Raw genomic sequence first — 17,195 nt, forward strand, 5'->3', positions numbered from 1 at the left:
GTCAGAACGCTGAGCGGACCACGCCGCCATCGGCGCGCAAGGCTGCGCCATTGGTCGCCGCCGACAGTTCGGAACACACATAGGCCACCATGTTGGCGATCTCCTCGGGCGTGATGAAACGCTTGAGGATCGAAGTCGGCCGGGCTTCCTCGAAGAACTGCGTCTCGAACTCGTGGAAGCTCTTCCCGCCCGACAGCTTCTCGACGAATTCCGTCACGCCTTCCGAACTCGTCGGCCCCGGCAGCACCGAATTGACCGTGACGCCGGTGCCCGCGCACGTCTCCGCCAGCCCGCGCGCCAGCGCGATCTGGGCGGTCTTCGTCACGCCGTAATGAATCATCTCGACGGGAATCTGCACGCCGCTCTCGCTGCTGATGAACACCACGCGGCCCCAGTTCTTCGCCTTCATCTTCGGCAGGTAGGCGCGCGACAGGCGCACGCCGGACATCACATTGGCATTGAGAAAGCGCAGCCATTCGTCGTCGCTGATGTCCTCGAACGGCTTCGGATCGAAGATGCCCATGTTGTTCACGAGAATGTCGACGTGCGGAAAGCGCGCCACCAGCGCATCGACCTGGGCGGCGTCGGAGACATCGCCGGCGAAGCCTTCCGCCTGTGCATCCGGAACCTGCTCGCGCAGTTTCGCGAGCGCGGCATCGACGGAAGCTTGCGAGCGGCCGTTCACGATCACGCGGGCGCCCTCGCGCGCGAGCGCCACCGTGATGGCGTGCCCGATCCCTTTCGTCGATCCGGATACGAGCGCGAGCTTGTTGGCGATCTTCAGATCCATCTTTTCTCTCCTTGAACAGGTGTGACGGAATGCATCGAGCGGCGCACGATGCGATGACTTGACCGGCAGTTAACCAGAAGCCCGCCGAATCTGCATGCGTCCTGTCCTGCAGAATTCTTTTGATGGCCCTGAAAGCCTTGCCCCGCGTGCCTTCGCGCCCGATGACACCGCACGACATAAATGCTCGATGGTGGCATGGAAAGGCATCGTCCATAGTTGCGCCTGCGTGACCGGAATACATAACAGCAGCGGAACCCAACGCCGTATCACGCACAGATGAGATCACGGATCAGGAGGGCGGCAAGACCGCCACATCCTCGTCGCGCGATACGAACCGTCAACGATTCCACTCTTCCGGAGCAACACCATGTTCAACCCGATCAACGGCTTCTTCAACAAAACCCTCGCCGCACTGGTCGTCGGTACGGCGCTGCTGGCAGGCTGCGCCGACAACCCCGCGCATGCGGCCGACGCGTCCGGCGCGTCCGCCCAGACAACGAGCGCGGCCGTGCAGACGCTGCGTCCCGATACCCTCTATGTCTACCCGTTCGCCAGCGATGCCAGCGACGTCAAGCTCGACAATCACGGCATGCTGTCGAAGCTCGGCTCGGCGATGTCCGGCGATTCCCAAGCCGACAAGCAAGCACAGGACGCCGTCGCCGCCCGCGAGGAAGTAGCGAACGAGATCGTCGCGAAGCTCCAGTCGATGGGCCTGCGCGCCATTCGCGCCGACATCCCGCCGCCCGACGGCCAGAACGTGCTGATGGTCGAAGGCAGTATCAATACGATCGACGCAGGCAACCGCCGCCGCCGCATGGTGATCGGGCTGGGGGCGGGCGAGAGCCGCGTCGGCGCGACAGTGCAGCTTGTCTTCAAACCGGCCTACGGCGTGCCGCAAGTGCTGGAACAGTTCGACGCCAAAGCCGACAGCGGCCACGCGCCCGGCATGGCGGAAATGGCGGGCGTCGGCGCAGCGGCGGGTCACGTGGCCAGTTCGCTTGCTGTATCGGCGGGCTTGCACACGGTGTCGGAGAAGAAGCATGCAGACGTCTCGTCGGACGAAAAGCGTCTCGCGGACACCATCGCGAAGCAGATTCAAAAGCTTGGGCAGACTCAAGGCTGGATCGCCGCGAAAGGCTGAACAGGTAAAAACACCCGCACGCGGCCCGAAAACTGCTTCCCTCGACATTCCGGACGCATGTTCGTTTCACGAGGCCCGCGCATGACGACGCTTGCCCTGATTGTTCTGACCGTTGTGGCGACGCTGATCGTCGTGCTCGTTATCGCCAATCTGTCGAGCGGCGAGAAGAAGATCGAACACAAGATAGAACGCGAGTACGCCAGCGACGACCCCCAGTTCCTCCGCTCGATGGGCCTGCTGCTCGGGCCGCCCGTGATCGGCGGAAACCGCTTCGAGGTGCTGCTGAACGGCGATCAGATTTTCCCGAAGATGCTGGACGCCATCCGCGCCGCCCGCGAGACGATCACCTTCGAAACCTTCATCTACTGGTCAGGCGGAATCGGCGAGGAGTTCGCCCAGACGCTCTCGGAGAAGGCGCGCGCGGGCGTGTCAGTACACGTGCTGCTCGACTGGGTGGGTTCGTCGAAGATGGACAAGCGCTATCTGCACCTGCTGCGCGACGCCGGCGCCGAGGTGATCCAGTATCACAAGCCGCACTGGACCGGCCTCGGCCGTATGAACGACCGTACGCACCGCAAGCTGCTGGTGATCGACGGGCGCATCGGCTTCACCGGCGGCGTGGGCATCGCCGACGAGTGGAGCGGGCACGCGCAGGACGAAAAGCACTGGCGCGACACGCATTTCTGGGTTGAAGGTCCGGCGGTCGGCCAGATGCAGGCGGTCTTCATGGACAACTGGATCAAGGCGACCGGCAATGTCTTGCACGGACCGCGCTATTTTCCGGAGATCGACGACGCGGGCGACGGCCTCGCGCACATGTTCAGCAGTTCGCCCTCCGGCGGCAGCGACGACATGCAGCTCATGTATCTGATGGCGATCACCGCCGCCACGCATTCCATCCATCTCTCCAGCGCGTATTTCGTGCCGGACAAGCTGACGATCAACGCCATCGTCGAGGCGGCGAAGCGCGGCGTGCGGGTGCGCATCATCACGCCGGGCAAGCGCATCGACACGCATACGGTGCGGGAGGCGTCGCGCGCCTGCTGGGGCGACCTGCTGGCGGCGGGCGTGGAGATGTTCGAATATCAGCCGACCATGTTCCATTGCAAGCTGATCGTCGTCGACGAATATCTGGTGTCGGTCGGCTCCACCAACTTCGACAACCGCTCCTTCAAGCTCAACGACGAAGCCAACCTCAATATCTACGACCGCGATTTCGCGCGCCATCAGACCGCGATTTTTGACGACGACGTGACGCGCGCCAAACGCATCACGCTCGACGAGTGGCGCCGCCGCCCGCTGACTGAAAAGCTGCTGGAGCGCGTCGTCACCGTGCTCGATCCGCAACTCTGACCTCCGTTTAAAGTGCCTTGCTAAAAATTCCGTTGGCGACCCTAAAGGTCGGATTTCGGAAGCCGATAAGACGCTCACGCAAACGAGTCCTCGGGCTATCGGCAATCATGCACGGTACCTACAACCTCTGGCTGGTCGCGGCATCGCTGGTGGTCGCGACGCTTGCTTCATTTACCGCGCTCGATATTTCGGGCCGCATCGCCAACCTCGCGCAATCGCGCGGTCGGCAGGTCTGGCTGGCCGGCGGCGCCGCTTCCATGGGCATCGGCATCTGGTCGATGCATTTCATCGGCGTGCTGGCCTTTCAGCTGCCGATTCCGCTCGGCTATGACCTCCAGATCACCGCCGGATCGCTCGGCATCGCGGTGCTGGTGTCGTTTTTCGCGCTGCATGTGATCACGGGCAAGCGGCTCACGGCCCGACGGCTCGTCGCGAGCAGCCTGCTGATGGGCGCCGGCATCGCCGCCATGCACTACACCGGCGACGCCGCCATGCGCATGCAGCCCGCCATCACCTACGATCCCGTGCTGTATGCGGCGTCGATCGTCATCGCGGTAGGGGCGTCGGGCGCGGCGCTGTGGATCGCGCACACGCTCTCGGCCGCGAACCTGCGCAACGTGATGGCCAAGCGCGTCGCGTCGGCGGTCGTGATGGGCATCGCCATCTGCGGCATGCACTACACCGGCAACGCGGCGGCGGAATTCGTGCCGGGCTCCATCTGCGGCGCGGCGAACGATGTCGATGCGCACTGGCTCGCCACCACCGTCGCGCTGTTCACGTTTGCGATCCTCATCTTCACGCTGGTGCTGTCGCGCTTCGACGCGCGCACCGCCTTGCTGACCGGTTCGGTGTCGCGGCTGAACGGCCAGATCGTCCGCATGGCCACCTTCGACACGCTCACGGACCTGCCCAACCGTCGCACGATGAACGAGCGCATCGAACGCGCGATCCGCCACGCGACGCAGCAGCGCAGCCGCTTCGCGATCCTTTTCATGGACCTCGACGGCTTCAAGACGATCAACGATTCGCTCGGCCATACGGTCGGCGACGAAGTGCTGAAGGCATTCGCGCGCCGTCTGCAGGAATGCGTGCGCGGCGGCGATACGGTCGCGCGGCTGGGCGGCGACGAGTTCGTCGTGATGCTCGAAAACCTGAGCGCGCCCGGCGACGCCGAGAAAATGTCCGAGCGCATTCTCGACACGATGAAGCAGGGGCTGGTGGTGTCGAGCCATCCGTTGCAGGTGATGCCGAGCATCGGCATCGCGCTGTATCCGCAGGACGGCGACAGCGTGGAGGCGCTGCTCAAGCACGCTGACGTCGCGATGTACGAGGCGAAGCGCGGCGGACGCAGCACCTATCGTTTCTTTGAGGCGAGCATGAACGAAGCGGCCGTGCGCACGTTGAAGATCCAGCAGGCGCTGCACGAGGCGTTGAGCGGCGGTCATTTCTACTTGCTGTTCCAGCCGAAATTTCACGGCAAGAGCGGCGAACTCGCGGGCGCGGAGGCGTTGATCCGCCTCGATCATCCGCAGATCGGCACGCTGACGCCGCTCGAATTCATTCCGATCGCCGAGCGTTCGGGGCAGATCGTGCAGATCGGTTACTGGGTCGTGCGCGAGACCTGCCAGCACTTGTCGCGCTGGCGCGCCGAAGGCCGTCCGCCGGTGAAGGTGGCGATCAACCTGTCGCCGCGTCAGATGCACGAGGCGGATCTGGTCGAAAACGTCATGCGAATCGTGCGCGAGGAAGGCGTGCCGAGCGAACAGATCATGTTCGAGATCACCGAAACGGTCGCGATGCAGGACGCGCCGCGCACCATCGAGATGATTCGCGCGTTCCAGGAGAACGGCATAGAAATCGCCATCGACGATTTCGGCACCGGGTATTCGAGCCTGGCCTATCTGCAACGCTTCCGCGCGAAGCAGTTGAAGATCGACCGCTTCTTCACCAACGGGCTCGACGAGAACGGCCAGGAAGGCCGCGCGATCGTCTCGGCGATCATCGCGCTCGCGCATTCGCTGGACATGGATGTGGTGGCGGAAGGCGTCGAGACGGGCTCGCAGCTGAACCGGCTGCAGGACATGGCGTGCGACGAGATGCAGGGCTTCCTGCTCGCCGTGCCTTTGTCCGCCGAGGCCTTCAGCGGGATGCTTGAAAAACGCACGGTCAGCGTCTGACGTGCAACTGCGCGCAGACGCGCTCAGTCCATCGCCGCGTGCGCGATGGTGTCGTCCGCCGCGCTCTTTTTCGCGGGCCGGATCAGCAGTAGAAGCGGCACGACCAGCAGCGTCGCGACGAACATCAGCTTGAAGTCGTTGATATAGGCGATCATCGACGCCTGCTGGGTGATGGTCTGGTTGAGCATCGCCATGTCCTGCATGGAGCCGGACAGGACGGATTGCATCGCCGGATTAAACGGCGTCACTTGCGCGGCCAGGTCGGCATGCGCGATCTGCGTGTTGCGCGTCATCAGCGTCTGCACGATCGAAATGCCGATACTGCTGCCGATATTGCGCGCCAGGCTGTAGGTGGCGGTGCCGTCGGCGCGCAGGTCCGGCGCCAGTGTCGAGAAGGTCAGCGCCGACAGCGGCACGAACACCAGCCCCAGCCCGAAGCCCTGGATCACGCCCGGCCACACGATATCCGATGCCGACAGCACGATCGTGTAGTGCATCATCTGCCACAGCGCGAGCGCCGACACCAGGAAGCCCGAAAGCAGCAGCAGGCGCGCATCGACGTGTTTGAGCAGCCGGCCCGCCATCAGCATTGCCAGCATGGTGCCCGCGCCGCTCGGCGCCGTGACGAGGCCCGTGGTCGCGACCGGATAGTTCATCAGGTTTTGCAGCATCGGCGGCAGCAGCGCGCGGGTCGCGTACATCACCGCGCCGATCACGAAAATGAACAGCGTGCCGGTCGCGAAGTTGGCGTCCTTCAACAGCTTGTACTTGAAGAAGGAGCGGTGGCCGGCCGTCGCCGTGTGCGCGACGAAGAACACGAAACTCAACGCGGCGAGAATGGCCTCGATGCGGATCTCCATCGAGCCGAACCAGTCGAGCTGTTCGCCGCGGTCCAGCATCGCCTGGAAAGCGCCGATCGCCAGGCCCAGGGTCGCGAAGCCAAAGGCGTCGAACTTCACCGCGCGGCGCGCAACCTGCGCCGGCAGGAAGTTCGTCACGCCGAACAGCGCGAACGCGCCGATCGGCACGTTGATGAAGAACACCCAGCGCCAGTTGTAGCTGTCGGTGAGCCAGCCGCCGAGCGTCGGGCCCAGGATCGGGCCGACCATCACGCCCATGCCCCACACGGCCATCGCCTGGCCTTGCTTCTCGCGCGGATTGATGTCGAGCAGGATGGATTGCGACAGCGGCACCAGCGACGCCCCGAACACGCCCTGCAACAGCCGCGACGCGACGATCTGCGACAGCGTCTCCGACAGCCCGCACAAGGCCGACGCCACCGTGAAGCCGGCAATGGAAATGCATAGCAGCTTCTTCACGCTGAGCTGGTCCGAGAGCCAGCCCGTCAACGGCGTGGCGATGGCCGCCGCGACGATGTACGAGGTCAGCACCCACGTAATCTCATCCTGCGACGCCGACAGCGCGCCCTGCATGTGCGGCAGCGCCACGTTGGCGATGGTGCTGTCGAGCGTCTGGATCAGCGTGGCAAGCATGATCGAGACGGTCAGCATGCCGCGGTTGAGGGGCGCCGCGGCGCTTGCTGTTGAAGCTTCGGATGACATGGAGGCGGCCGCGCGTGACGGCTGATTGTAATCAGGGTGATGATAAGCACGCTTATTATAAGACGACGGCTGCCGCGCGCCAACGCGAACATGAATCCGCTCATGCACGCGTTGCCGTCTGTTCCCTATAATCGCGCGATGGAAACCCAACTCGACAAACGCTTCGGCTTCCTGGTCGCGGACGTGGACCGCCTGTGCGGCAACCGTTTCGACGAACTCGCGAAGTCGTCGCTCAATCTCACGCGCGCGCAATGCCGCGTGCTCGCCTATCTCTCGCATTACGGCGAGGTCAATCAGGCGCGTCTGGCCGGCCTGCTCGAAGTGGCGCCGATCTCCGCCGGGCGGCTGCTCGATCGCATGGAAGAGGGCGGCTGGATCGAGCGGCTGCTCAATCCCGAGGATCGGCGTGAACGTCAGGTGCGCATGACGGCGAAGGCGGAGAAGGCACTCGACAGCGCGCGGCGCGTCGGCGACGAAATCACCGCCGAGGCGCTCGCGGGGTTCACCCGCAAGGAAAGCGAGCAACTGGTCATGCTGCTCCAGCGCGTGCGCGGGAATCTGAGCCGGATCGTCGATCGCTGAAGCGGGGAGGGCTGCTGCGGCCGGATGTGGCCCGCTTATTGCTGTCGCGATGCCTGCAAGTCCAACCGTCGCCATCCCTTCCGGAGAAGACCGATCATGAACAAACGCACCGCACCGTTGGCTGTCATCGCTTTGTCCGTCGCCGCGCTCGTGACCTTGCCCGTCACGCCCGCGCTGGCGCAGGATTCGGCAGCGTCCACGCCGAAGCAGGTCAGGAAAGCCGAGCGCAAGCAGGCGCGCGCGAAGAAGAACGCCGAGTTGAAGCAACTGGAGCAGAACGGCTACAACCCGTCCGGCGAGCAAACGAACTATCCGCAAAACCTGCAAAACGCGCAGGCGAAGATCAACGCGAAGAAGGCCGGTCAGCCCGCACCGGCTTCGGCGCCGTAAGCCCGGTCGTGGACGCGCGGGCTCGCCCCGCGCGTCAATCCAGTTGATACGACAAGGTCGCGTTGACGCGCGGGCTGCGTGACGTGTTCTCTATAGGCGCATCGCCGACCGCCTTCGCCACCGACAAATCGATGCTGTAGTGCTTGGCATCGGACACGCGAAAGCCGATCCCCACCGAAGACAACCTGCGCGGGTTCGCCGTGCCGCCGTGCAGGTAGACGCGCGCGGCATCGAACGCCACGTAGGGCGTGAAGCTCTTCAGATACGTCATGCCGACCTCGAGCGGCCGGTTCACTTCGAACGACGCACCCCAGCCCGAATCTCCCGACACTTCTCCCGGCTGATAGCCGAGTGCGAACCGCTGCGCGCCGAACGACACCTGTTCCGAGGTCGGCAGGGAGTCGGGCGAGTATTGTCCGGTCGCGGACAGCACCGTGCCGATCTTCCACGGCCATTCATTGCTTTGCGAGACGCTGGCGCCGGTGCGCACGAAGGTCAGCGAGACCGGATTGACGGGCGCATAGCCGGCGATGTTCGTGTCCGCGCTCTTTGATGCCCCGAGCACGTCGAAGGCCTTCGCGACATTGAAGCTCGCGCGGCGCACCACGCCGGTGCCGATGCCGGTGTAGTCGAGCTGCAACTGCGCGACGCGCATCTGCGAGCGGTTGTCCAGGTACGGGTTGCCGGGCGCGATCGTGTTCTTGAGGCGGTCCTCGTCGTGCGAGGCGTACACCGTCGCCGTGCCGATCAGACTGCGCGCGTTGCTCAGCATGAACGGATAGACGCCGGAGAACGCGAGCTTGTCGTTGACCACCGTGCGTTCGATATACGACGGCAAGCCCGGGTTGTCGACCGGATGGCCGTGATAGTGCGAGGCATCGACCTTGGCGGTGAAGCCGTCGGTGCCCACCGGCAGCGTGCCGTTCAGCGCGTAGTAGGTCTGGTCGTCGCGGCCCTTCGGCAGCAGCGCCGACGCGGTCAGCGACTCGCCGAGCCCGAGCATGCCGTTCTCGGTCGCGCTCAGGATGCCCTGCACGCCGGGGTGATTGAAGTCGATGCCCGTACTGACGTTGAACGGCTTGCGTTCGACTTCGAGTTCGAGCGCGGTCGCGCCGTCGGTGTTCTGCGGCGGCGCGACGTTCACCTTCGCCTTCACGCCCGGAATCATCCCGAGCACGTTGACGTAACGTTCGAACTTCGCTTGGGTGAGCGGCCGGTCCGCCTGCAGGCGTTCAGCCACGGCGCGGATGCGTTTCCCGGCGGCGCCCGGATTGCCCTTCACGATGACCTTCGCGATATAGCCCTCGACCACCGTCACGCGCACGACGCCGTCCTGGAACGTCTGCGCCGGGATGAACGCGAAGGAGAGCGCGTAGCCGTGTTCCTTGTACATCGCGGTGATGCCGTTGGCGGCCTCGATCAGCTGGCCGACGGTCACATCCTTGCCGACGAAGGTCGTGAAGCGCGCGGCGACCGGCGCGAACGGCAGCGACTTGACGCCTTCAATCTCCACCTTGGAAGGCGTCAGGTGATGAGCGAGGAGCGCTTCGAGCGCGGGCGCGGGCGGCGCGACAGTCACCGCGACGGGCGCCTTGGGCGGCGTGTTGACTTGCGGCAGGGCATCGAGCGGATTGCCGCCGATGCTGGCTCGGGGTGCGGGCGCGTTCTGCGCCTGCGCGGGATGTGCCATGGGCGCCGTCAATGCGGCGAGCATGAGCGCCCGTGTCCAGTCACGGATCTTCATTGTGCTGCCCTCGGTTGGTTGCGAGAACGTCGTGCGTTCGGGTGACGCCGCGTTCTTCGTCGTGTGTCGTTATGGGTGTTGCCGTGGGTGTTGCGTGTCTTGCGATTTCGAGCGGAGAGCAGGGAAGCGAAGGTTTCGTGGACCTCGCTTCCCCGCCGCGCGCCGACTAGCGCCGCGTGCCTCCCAACACGCCGCCCACCACCGCGCCCACGGTGCCCAGCAGGCCGCCGTTGTTGGCCGCGCCGCCGCTGGTGCTGCCCGTGGTCGTCGCGATTCCTGCGCCCGCGCCTGCGCCGGCCGCGGTCGAGGTTTGCGTGCTTGCGACCGTCACGCCGACTGCGCCAGTGATCGTCGTCACCGAGCCGAGGACGCCGGCGTTGCCGGGCGATCCGGTGGTGCTGCCTGGGGCGCCGGTCAATGCGCCGACCAGTCCGGTGACGGGCGCGAGCAGACCTGCGCTGCCCGTGCCGCCGCTGCCGGTCGATCCTGTGCCGCTTCCGGCGGCGCCCGTCAAACCGCCGACCAGACCGGTGACGGGCGCAAGCACGCCGCCCGCGCCCGAACCCGTGCCGCCCGCTGCGCCCGTCAAGCCGCCGACCAGTCCGGTGACCGGTGCAAGTACACCGCCTGCGCCCGAACCGGCGCTGCCGGTTGCGCCCGTCAAGCCGCCAAGCAAGCCAGTAACGGGGGCAAGCACACCGCCCGCGCCCGTGCCCGAACCCGTCCCGCCCGCCGCGCCCGTCAGACCGCCGAGCAGCCCGGTGACCGGCGCGAGCGGATTGGCAGTGGAGCCGCCGTTCACGAGACCGCCCACCGACGACACCGTCTGTCCCGTCGCCGAAACCAGCGTGCCGACGCCCGCCGTCACCGGATTCGCGCCGGTGCCCGTGACGCTCTTGCCGGCGTTGTCGAGCGTGCCGCCGAGGGTCGTCAGGAGATTGTTGACCGGCGCGCCGAGGCCGGTCGCCGCGCCGACCGACTGCGGCGTCGTGCCGACGACCGACGTGATCGGCGTAATGGCCTGGCTGACCGTCTGCGTGAGTTGCGTGACCGGCGCGCTGGTGAGCGTGGTATCGAGCACGCCGCCGGTCTGGTTGACCGCATTGCCGACGATGCCGACGATGCTGCCCACCGGCGTCGTCACCGGCGCGAGCGGGGCGAGCGTGCCGGTGCCGAGGCTCGACACCAGCGTGCCCGCGCTCGACACCGCATCACCCGTCTTTTCGACGACGCCGCCCAGGCTCGCGACGGTGGTACCGACAGGATTCGTGCTGGTGCCGAGGGTGCCGAGGCCGGCCGATACGCCGTCACCCAGCGTGGAGACAGCGCCGCCCACGTTCGATATGACATCGCCCGCGGCTTTCGTGGTGCCCGGGCTGACGCCCGGCGCGGTGGTCGAGCCGATTGCCGTCCCGATGCCCGTGACCGTGTCGCCTGCTGCGGACACCACGTTGCCTGTTTTATCGACGACAGCCGCGACCGGCTGGACCGGCGTACTGCCCGTGCCACCGCCTGTTCCACCGCCGCCCGTGCCGCCGCCACTCCCCCCGCCGCTTCCACCGCCGCCATTGCTGCCGGTGGTGGTCCCCGAACCTCCGCCCGAGCCTGTCCCGGTTCCGCCGCCCGAACCGCTGCCGGTTCCACCCGTGCCGCCGGCATCGCCGGTGGAGATGGATCCCGCGCCGCCAGGCGCCTTGCTCACGGATCCCGATCCGCCGCAAGCCGCGAGCGACAGCACGCCCGCAACCGCCGCCGCGATGATGGTGGTCCGCAGCGTGTCGCGTGCAATATGTCTCGTATTCATGATGGCCCTCGATATGTTGTTTGAACGAACCGCGGGCGAATAACTGCATTAGGTGTGCCATCGCACGGACAGCGGGCGTATCGGCGCCTGCATTTATCGCGCAGTGCCAATCAGTTCAAGGACTTGCGATTTATTTGAGAATGATTCTCATCGGATGACGCGTTGCACCATTCGGTGAGTTGCAAGCGAACGTAACGTTACGAGAAACGACTTGCGTAACGGAGCGGTGGGTTACACGCGACATGCTTGTCAACCCCGACTGGTCATATATCAGGCGCTCAATTTACGAAGCAGGAATTTAATTCCTCATGTCGAATAGGCATCGTGGTCGCACTTACTTTATGGATGTTCATAAAGCATGCTATTCAGCGAAGGCGACGTCAAAAAGTCGACATAGTTGGGTCAGACGATTATTGATTTGGGATGGCCATGCGTTATAAATCCCTCCAGCGACACGTCACACGAAATGCCCGCCGCGAGGCGCCAGACGGGTAGACGAGATCGCCATATAAAACAGAGTTGGATTGCCTTTCGGCATGCATGCCCCATGCGGGTGCAGCAGGACCGGATCGACTGTCCGACCAGAGAGAAGCAAACCCATCCGAGGGCCATTAATAATGAAAGCAACCTTCCTGCAGTTTCTTCGCGACAATCGGGGAATAACCGCCATCGAATACGGGCTGATTGCCGGCGTGCTTGCGCTGGGAATCATGGCAGCGGTCGGTGATGTCGCGGACCAGTTGAAAAGTACCTTCCAGGCAATCAAGACAGAACTGTCGAAAACCGGAACCTGAGAGAAACCGGCATTTCGCCGTTATACGGCAAGACTGCATGTGCGTTTAATGTTTTTCTCGCGCTGGCTCACGCCGGCGCGAGGATGTTTATCGCCTTGTGGTTTTGGAATATAAAAACATCCGGATTAATCCGGGTGACGGTATTCGTTTGCCGGCGGATTTGCTTTCGACATGTTCTCGATCGAATCAGCTTTATTCACGGGGTGGGCGTGCGCCGTTGCCATGTGCGACTGGCGACGCCGTTCGATCCCCAACGCGCTCGTCGTGGCGGGCGCCGTGTGCGCGCTGGCGCTCGCGGCGGCCCGCCTGTCGCCGTTCGATACGCCGCCCGGCGCGGCGCTGATCGGACTTGCCGCAGGCTTCGCCGCGCTGCTGCCGTTCTACCTGCTCGCCATGATGGGCGCCGCCGACGTCAAGACCTTCGCGGTGCTCGGCGCCTGGTGCGGGCCGCGCGCGCTGCCCGGCATCTGGGTAGCGGCGAGCCTGTGCGCCGCGTTCCACGCGCTGCTGCTGCTCGCGCGCCGTCGCACCGTGGTCGGGCTGAACGAGTTGTCCGCCGGCATGATGCTCGCCGAGCACCGGCGCAACAGCACGCCATACGGCGCGCTGCTCGCCGTGGCTGCGTTCTGCCATCTCGCGCTGCAAATGCTGCACATCGCCGGAGCGCGCCCATGACGCCCGCACGTCAAACCCGCCGACCGAGCCAACCCGGCCAACCCGGTCGCCGCGCCGAACGCGGCAACATGGCAATCGAATTCGCGATCGTGTTTCCGCTCTTCTTCGTGGTGTTCTACGCGATCGTCACCTACAGCCTGATCTTCGTCGCGCAGCAGTCGCTGACCCTCGCGGCCGAGGAGGGTGCGCGCGCCGCGCTGCGTTTCCAGGATGGCGCGGCGGACGTCGACGACGCCCTCGCGCGCCGCAGCACCGCCGCCTGCACAGCCGCGAAGGGCCTGACGAACTGGCTCGCCGGACTGGCCGACTGCACCGCGACGCCGGCCCCGTGCACCTATGACGCCTCGATGCGCTGCATCCAGGTGACGCTCGACTACCACTATGCGCAGCGTCCGCTCGTGCCGACGCTGCCGCTCTTCGGCCTTGCGCTGCCCGACTCGCTCGTGGCGCGCGCGATGGTTCAACTCGATCCGGACAACGTGCTATGAGCGCGCGTCCGCCGGTCACCTTGCCCTGACACCATGGCCAATCTCACACGCACGCTTGCCATCCTGCTGTTTTCCGTCGCGGTCATTCTCGGCATCTTCGCCGTGATGCTCGCGCGTAGTCCGGCGCCGTCGCCCGAGCGCGACCGGACGCCGGCGCAGCCCGCCGCGCTCGCCACGCCGCAGCGGCTCGCGCCGGTCGTGATCGCCACGCGCGATCTGGCCGCGGGCAAGCCGCTGGATGCCGACGCCCTCACGGTGCGCATGCAGGCCGAACCCGCGCCGGGCACTTTCGGCGACGCCGCCGCGATCGTAGGCCGCGTGCCGCTCGTCGCCGTGCCGAAGGGCGCGCCGCTCACCGCCCAGACGCTGTCGAGCGGCCTCGCCGATGTCGTCGCGCCAGGCGAGCGCGCGGTGGCCGTGCGTATCGACGAAACCAATGCGGTCGGCAATTTCGTGCGGCCGGGCGATTACGTCGATGTGTTCTTCACGCTGAAGCGCGAAGGCGCGTCGGGCGATGTGGAAATTGGCTCGACCCAGGCGCGCCTGCTCCTGTCGAAGGTGCGCGTGCTGAGCATGGGCGACGCGTCGATCGGCCGCGCGGGGGGCAAGGAAGCGAAGGATTCCACGTTGCATTCCGGCAGTCCGCGCACTGCGGTGCTCGCGGTCCGCACCGCCGACGTCGATGCGCTGACGCTCGCGGAAAACGCCGGCCGTCTCGTGCTCGCGCTGCGCAATTCCGCCGATCCCGAAGCGCCGCCGCCGCATTCGTTCGCCCCGCTGTTCGCCGCAGCGAAGCCCGACGGCGGCGCCGCGCGCGCCGCCGCCGGCCTCTCGCTCGGCACGCTGGCGGGCGCGCGCACGGCGAGCCGCGCGGCGGAACCGGCGCGCGTCGTCCGCACGCCGCGCGCGGCCACGGGCGAAGGCATCGAAGTGATACGCGGCGGCCGGGCGGAGCAGGTCGCGTACTGACAGTCAGGGCAGGAACGGAACGCGGATAGCGCGGCGAATCACGATGACAAGAAAACAGCAAGACAAGGGCATGACGAAATCGACGGAATGGAAACGGGCGGCGCTCCTCGCCTGGGTGGTCGTTGCGTGCGGCGGCACCGTGCAGACGGCGGCAGGAGAAGCTGCAACGAGCGCGGCGACGACGCCCTCGCGCGGACAGGTCATCGCGCTGTCGGCGGGCGCGCAGATGTCGCTCGCGCCGGGCAAAACGGTGACGCGCGTGGCGATCGGCGATCCGGCCGTCGCCGACGTGAACGTGCTGAAGGGCGGCGGCGTGCTGCTGGTCGGCAAGGCGGCGGGCTCGACCAGTCTCATGCTGTGGCAGCGCGGCAGCGAGACGCCGCTTTCCTATACCGTGGACGTGGCCTCGGGCGCAGGCGCCGCGCTCGCCGAAAGCGACGCGCCGCAAGTCCGCGTGCTCGGCAGGACGGCGGTGCTGACCGGCAGCACGCCGAGCGTCGGCAAGCATCAGCGCGCGGTCGCGGCGGCGCGGGCGTCGGTGGGCAAGGACGGCGCGGTCGTCGATGCCTCGACCATCGCCGCGCGAAGTGTCGTGCAGGTCGATGTCAAGGTGGTCGAATTCAGCAAATCCGTGCTGAAGGAAGCCGGCTTCAACCTCTTCTCGCAGAATCACGCGGGCTTCGCGTTCGGCACCTTCGCGCCGACCGCGCTCGGCAGCGTGTCGGGCGGCGCGACCAGTCCGCTCGCCGTCACGGCCACCTCGCCGATCGGTTCCGCATTCAACCTGCTGCTCAACTCGACCTCGCGCGGACTGTTCGCGAACCTGAGCTTGCTGGAAGGCAACAATCTGGCGCGCGTGCTGGCGCAGCCGACGCTGGTGGCGCTGTCGGGACAGAGTGCGAGCTTCCTCGCGGGCGGCGAGATTCCGGTGCCGGTGCCGCAGTCGCTCGGCACGACGACGATCGTCTACAAGCCATACGGCATCGGCCTTTCGCTGACGCCGACCGTGCTCGGCCCGGAGCGCATCGCGCTCAAGGTGGCGCCCGAGGCGAGCCAGCTCGACTTCGCGCATGCGATCACCATCGACGGCGTCTCGGTACCCGCGCTCACCACGCGCCGCGCCGAAACGGCGGTCGAACTCGGCGACGGCGAGAGCTTCGTGATCGGCGGACTGGTGGATCGCGAGACGGCCTCGAACGTCAACAAGGTGCCGCTGCTCGGCGACCTGCCGATCATCGGCGCATTCTTCAAGACCTTGCAGTACTCGCAGCAGGACCGCGAGCTGGTGATCATCGTGACGCCGCATCTGGTTTCGCCGATCGCCCGCAATGCGCCGCTGCCCGCGACGCCCGGCGAACAGTCCGAGCGGCGCGACGGTCCGGTGTGGCGTTCGTTCATCGGCGGCGCATTTTCCGCCGATGCCGCGCCGGGATTTTCGCGATGACGCCCGCCGAAGCTTCCGCGCTGCCGACGCGCTTCCTGTGCGCGAGCCCTGATAGCGCGCGGCTCGACTGGCTGCAACGCGCGCTCGCGGGCGCGGGCCCGGTGGACGCGGCGCCGTGGGACGTGGCCGGACTGACTGCGCGCATCGGCGAGCGGACGCCGGGCGTGGTTTTCATCGACTTCGGCGCGAGCGGCGACGCCACGCATGCGAGTGTCCTCGCGCAAGCGGCGCGCGACGCGTATCCGGCCGTGCCGATCGTCGCGCTGGGCACGCTGGCGACGCCGGCCCCGGCGCTCGCGGCGCTGCGCGCGGGCGTGCGCGATTTCGCCGATGTGAGCGGCGCGCCCGCCGACGTCCTCGCCATCACGCGGCGTCTGCTGGCCGAACGGCCGGCTCCGCGCAACGAGCCGGTGAGCCGCCAGGGCAAGCTCACGGTGCTGCTTGGCGCGCGTATCGGGGTGGGCGTGAGCACGCTCGCGGCGAACCTGGCGGTGTGCCTGCAAAAGCGCGCGGCGGCGGCGCAGCGCGCCACGGCGCTGCTCGACCTCGGCCTGCCCGCGGCCGACAGCGCGTTGCTGCTCGACACCCGCAGCGAACTGAATTTCGTCGATGCCGTGCGCAATCTGCGCCGCTTCGACGAGACCTTCGTGAACACCGCCTTCGCGCGCCATTCGAGCGGCCTGGCGCTGACCGCGCTGCCCGCCGATCTCGGCGAGATGCGCGCGATTTCCTTCGCGTCCGCGACCAGCACGCTGAACCGCCTGCGCGCGTATTTCGATCAGCAGATCGTCGATCTGGGCGGCTTCTCGAATCTTGAATTCGTCGCGCAGGCCGTGCGCGCCGCCGACGAAGTCTGGCTCGTGTGCGATCCGAACGTCGCGTCGGCGGTTTCGGCGGTGGCGCTGCTCGACGCGTTGCGCGCGGGCGATGAAAGCGAGCCGGGCGAAGCAAAGCCGCTCGGCCTCGTGGTCAACAAGTTCGACGCGGCGCTCAACTTCGGCGCGGACCAGCTGGCCGAGCGTCTGGACCTGCCGCTCGTCGCGGTGCTGCCCGAGCGGGCGCAGGCGCTCGGACGCGCGGTGAACCAGGGCCGGCTGCTGGCCGAGTGCGCCGAACGCGATCCGTACGTCCGCGCGCTCGCGCCGCTGGTGACGCGTCTGCACGATGAAACGCCGGGCGAGGCGGCCGCGCGCGACGCGCAGTCGGCAGGCGGCCGTGCGTCCCTCCGCTCGGCGCTCCACGCCGGGCAATTCCTTCCCAACCTTTTCAGACGGTCATAGAC

15 protein-coding genes are annotated in these 17,195 nt (G+C 66.5%); 11 read left to right on the forward strand and 4 right to left on the reverse strand.

The features are described 5' to 3' along the window. Position 1: 1 nt before the first annotated feature. On the reverse strand, positions 2-790 hold the full coding sequence (locus QCE63_RS22050) for an SDR family oxidoreductase (protein WP_309835987.1): 789 nt from the start codon (positions 788-790) through the stop codon (positions 2-4). Positions 791-1,157: 367 nt separating this feature from the next. Here QCE63_RS22050 and QCE63_RS22055 point away from each other — a divergent pair, with 367 nt between their 5' ends. The 3 genes from QCE63_RS22055 (at position 1,158) to QCE63_RS22065 (ending at position 5,461) form a co-directional block, all read left to right on the forward strand. Further along, the gene (locus QCE63_RS22055; RefSeq protein WP_309835988.1) at positions 1,158-1,931 is read left to right on the forward strand and encodes a DUF4410 domain-containing protein; all 774 of its coding nucleotides are present in this window, start codon (positions 1,158-1,160) and stop codon (positions 1,929-1,931) included. Between the two features lie 81 nt (positions 1,932-2,012). Beyond that, positions 2,013-3,284 carry a cardiolipin synthase gene (cls, locus tag QCE63_RS22060; protein WP_309835989.1) on the forward strand — a complete coding sequence of 424 codons (1,272 nt, stop codon included), beginning with the start codon at positions 2,013-2,015 and terminating at the stop codon, positions 3,282-3,284. Positions 3,285-3,391: 107 nt separating this feature from the next. Next, positions 3,392-5,461: an EAL domain-containing protein gene (locus tag QCE63_RS22065; RefSeq protein ID WP_309835990.1), complete on the forward strand. Its 2,070-nt coding sequence runs from the start codon at positions 3,392-3,394 to the stop codon at positions 5,459-5,461. Between the two features lie 23 nt (positions 5,462-5,484). Here QCE63_RS22065 and QCE63_RS22070 read toward each other — a convergent pair whose 3' ends face one another. Then, entirely contained in the window at positions 5,485-7,023 is a 1,539-nt protein-coding gene (locus tag QCE63_RS22070; RefSeq protein ID WP_309835991.1) for a DHA2 family efflux MFS transporter permease subunit, read from the reverse strand. A gap of 138 nt (positions 7,024-7,161) precedes the next feature. Here QCE63_RS22070 and QCE63_RS22075 point away from each other — a divergent pair, with 138 nt between their 5' ends. Together QCE63_RS22075 and QCE63_RS22080 are read left to right on the forward strand one after the other, a co-directional pair. Next, on the forward strand, positions 7,162-7,605 hold the full coding sequence (locus tag QCE63_RS22075) for a MarR family transcriptional regulator (protein ID WP_309837294.1): 444 nt from the start codon (positions 7,162-7,164) through the stop codon (positions 7,603-7,605). Between the two features lie 96 nt (positions 7,606-7,701). After that, on the forward strand, positions 7,702-7,995 hold the full coding sequence (locus QCE63_RS22080) for a DUF4148 domain-containing protein (protein ID WP_309835993.1): 294 nt from the start codon (positions 7,702-7,704) through the stop codon (positions 7,993-7,995). 34 nt (positions 7,996-8,029) lie between these two features. On the opposite strand, the gene QCE63_RS22085 is transcribed toward QCE63_RS22080, so the two are convergent. Next, positions 8,030-9,739 carry a POTRA domain-containing protein gene (locus QCE63_RS22085; RefSeq protein ID WP_309835994.1) on the reverse strand — a complete coding sequence of 570 codons (1,710 nt, stop codon included), beginning with the start codon at positions 9,737-9,739 and terminating at the stop codon, positions 8,030-8,032. A 166-nt stretch (positions 9,740-9,905) separates the two neighbouring features. Continuing rightward, a complete protein-coding gene (locus QCE63_RS22090; RefSeq protein WP_309835996.1) occupies positions 9,906-11,543 on the reverse strand; it encodes a collagen-like triple helix repeat-containing protein in 1,638 nt (545 codons plus the stop codon). A gap of 617 nt (positions 11,544-12,160) precedes the next feature. On the opposite strand from QCE63_RS22090, the gene QCE63_RS22095 reads away from it, so the two are divergent. The 6 genes from QCE63_RS22095 (at position 12,161) to QCE63_RS22120 (ending at position 17,193) form a co-directional block, all read left to right on the forward strand. After that, the gene (locus QCE63_RS22095; protein WP_309835997.1) at positions 12,161-12,337 is read left to right on the forward strand and encodes a Flp family type IVb pilin; all 177 of its coding nucleotides are present in this window, start codon (positions 12,161-12,163) and stop codon (positions 12,335-12,337) included. Between the two features lie 171 nt (positions 12,338-12,508). After that, positions 12,509-13,012, forward strand: coding sequence for an A24 family peptidase (locus QCE63_RS22100; RefSeq protein WP_309835999.1), 504 nt, complete (start codon positions 12,509-12,511; stop codon positions 13,010-13,012). Positions 13,013-13,080: 68 nt separating this feature from the next. Continuing rightward, a complete protein-coding gene (locus tag QCE63_RS22105; RefSeq protein WP_309836000.1) occupies positions 13,081-13,500 on the forward strand; it encodes a TadE/TadG family type IV pilus assembly protein in 420 nt (139 codons plus the stop codon). A gap of 33 nt (positions 13,501-13,533) precedes the next feature. Further along, positions 13,534-14,469 carry a Flp pilus assembly protein CpaB gene (gene cpaB, locus QCE63_RS22110; RefSeq protein ID WP_309836002.1) on the forward strand — a complete coding sequence of 312 codons (936 nt, stop codon included), beginning with the start codon at positions 13,534-13,536 and terminating at the stop codon, positions 14,467-14,469. A gap of 70 nt (positions 14,470-14,539) precedes the next feature. Beyond that, positions 14,540-15,913 (forward strand): type II and III secretion system protein family protein, encoded by a 1,374-nt coding sequence (locus QCE63_RS22115; protein ID WP_309836003.1) that lies wholly within the window; start codon positions 14,540-14,542, stop codon positions 15,911-15,913. Beyond that, positions 15,910-17,193 (forward strand): fimbrial protein, encoded by a 1,284-nt coding sequence (locus QCE63_RS22120; RefSeq protein ID WP_309836005.1) that lies wholly within the window; start codon positions 15,910-15,912, stop codon positions 17,191-17,193. Before QCE63_RS22115 ends, QCE63_RS22120 begins: the two co-directional genes overlap by 4 nt. The last annotated feature ends 2 nt before the right edge of the window (positions 17,194-17,195 follow it).

This window comes from Caballeronia sp. LZ065 (genome assembly GCF_031450975.1).
GTDB lineage: Bacteria > Pseudomonadota > Gammaproteobacteria > Burkholderiales > Burkholderiaceae > Caballeronia.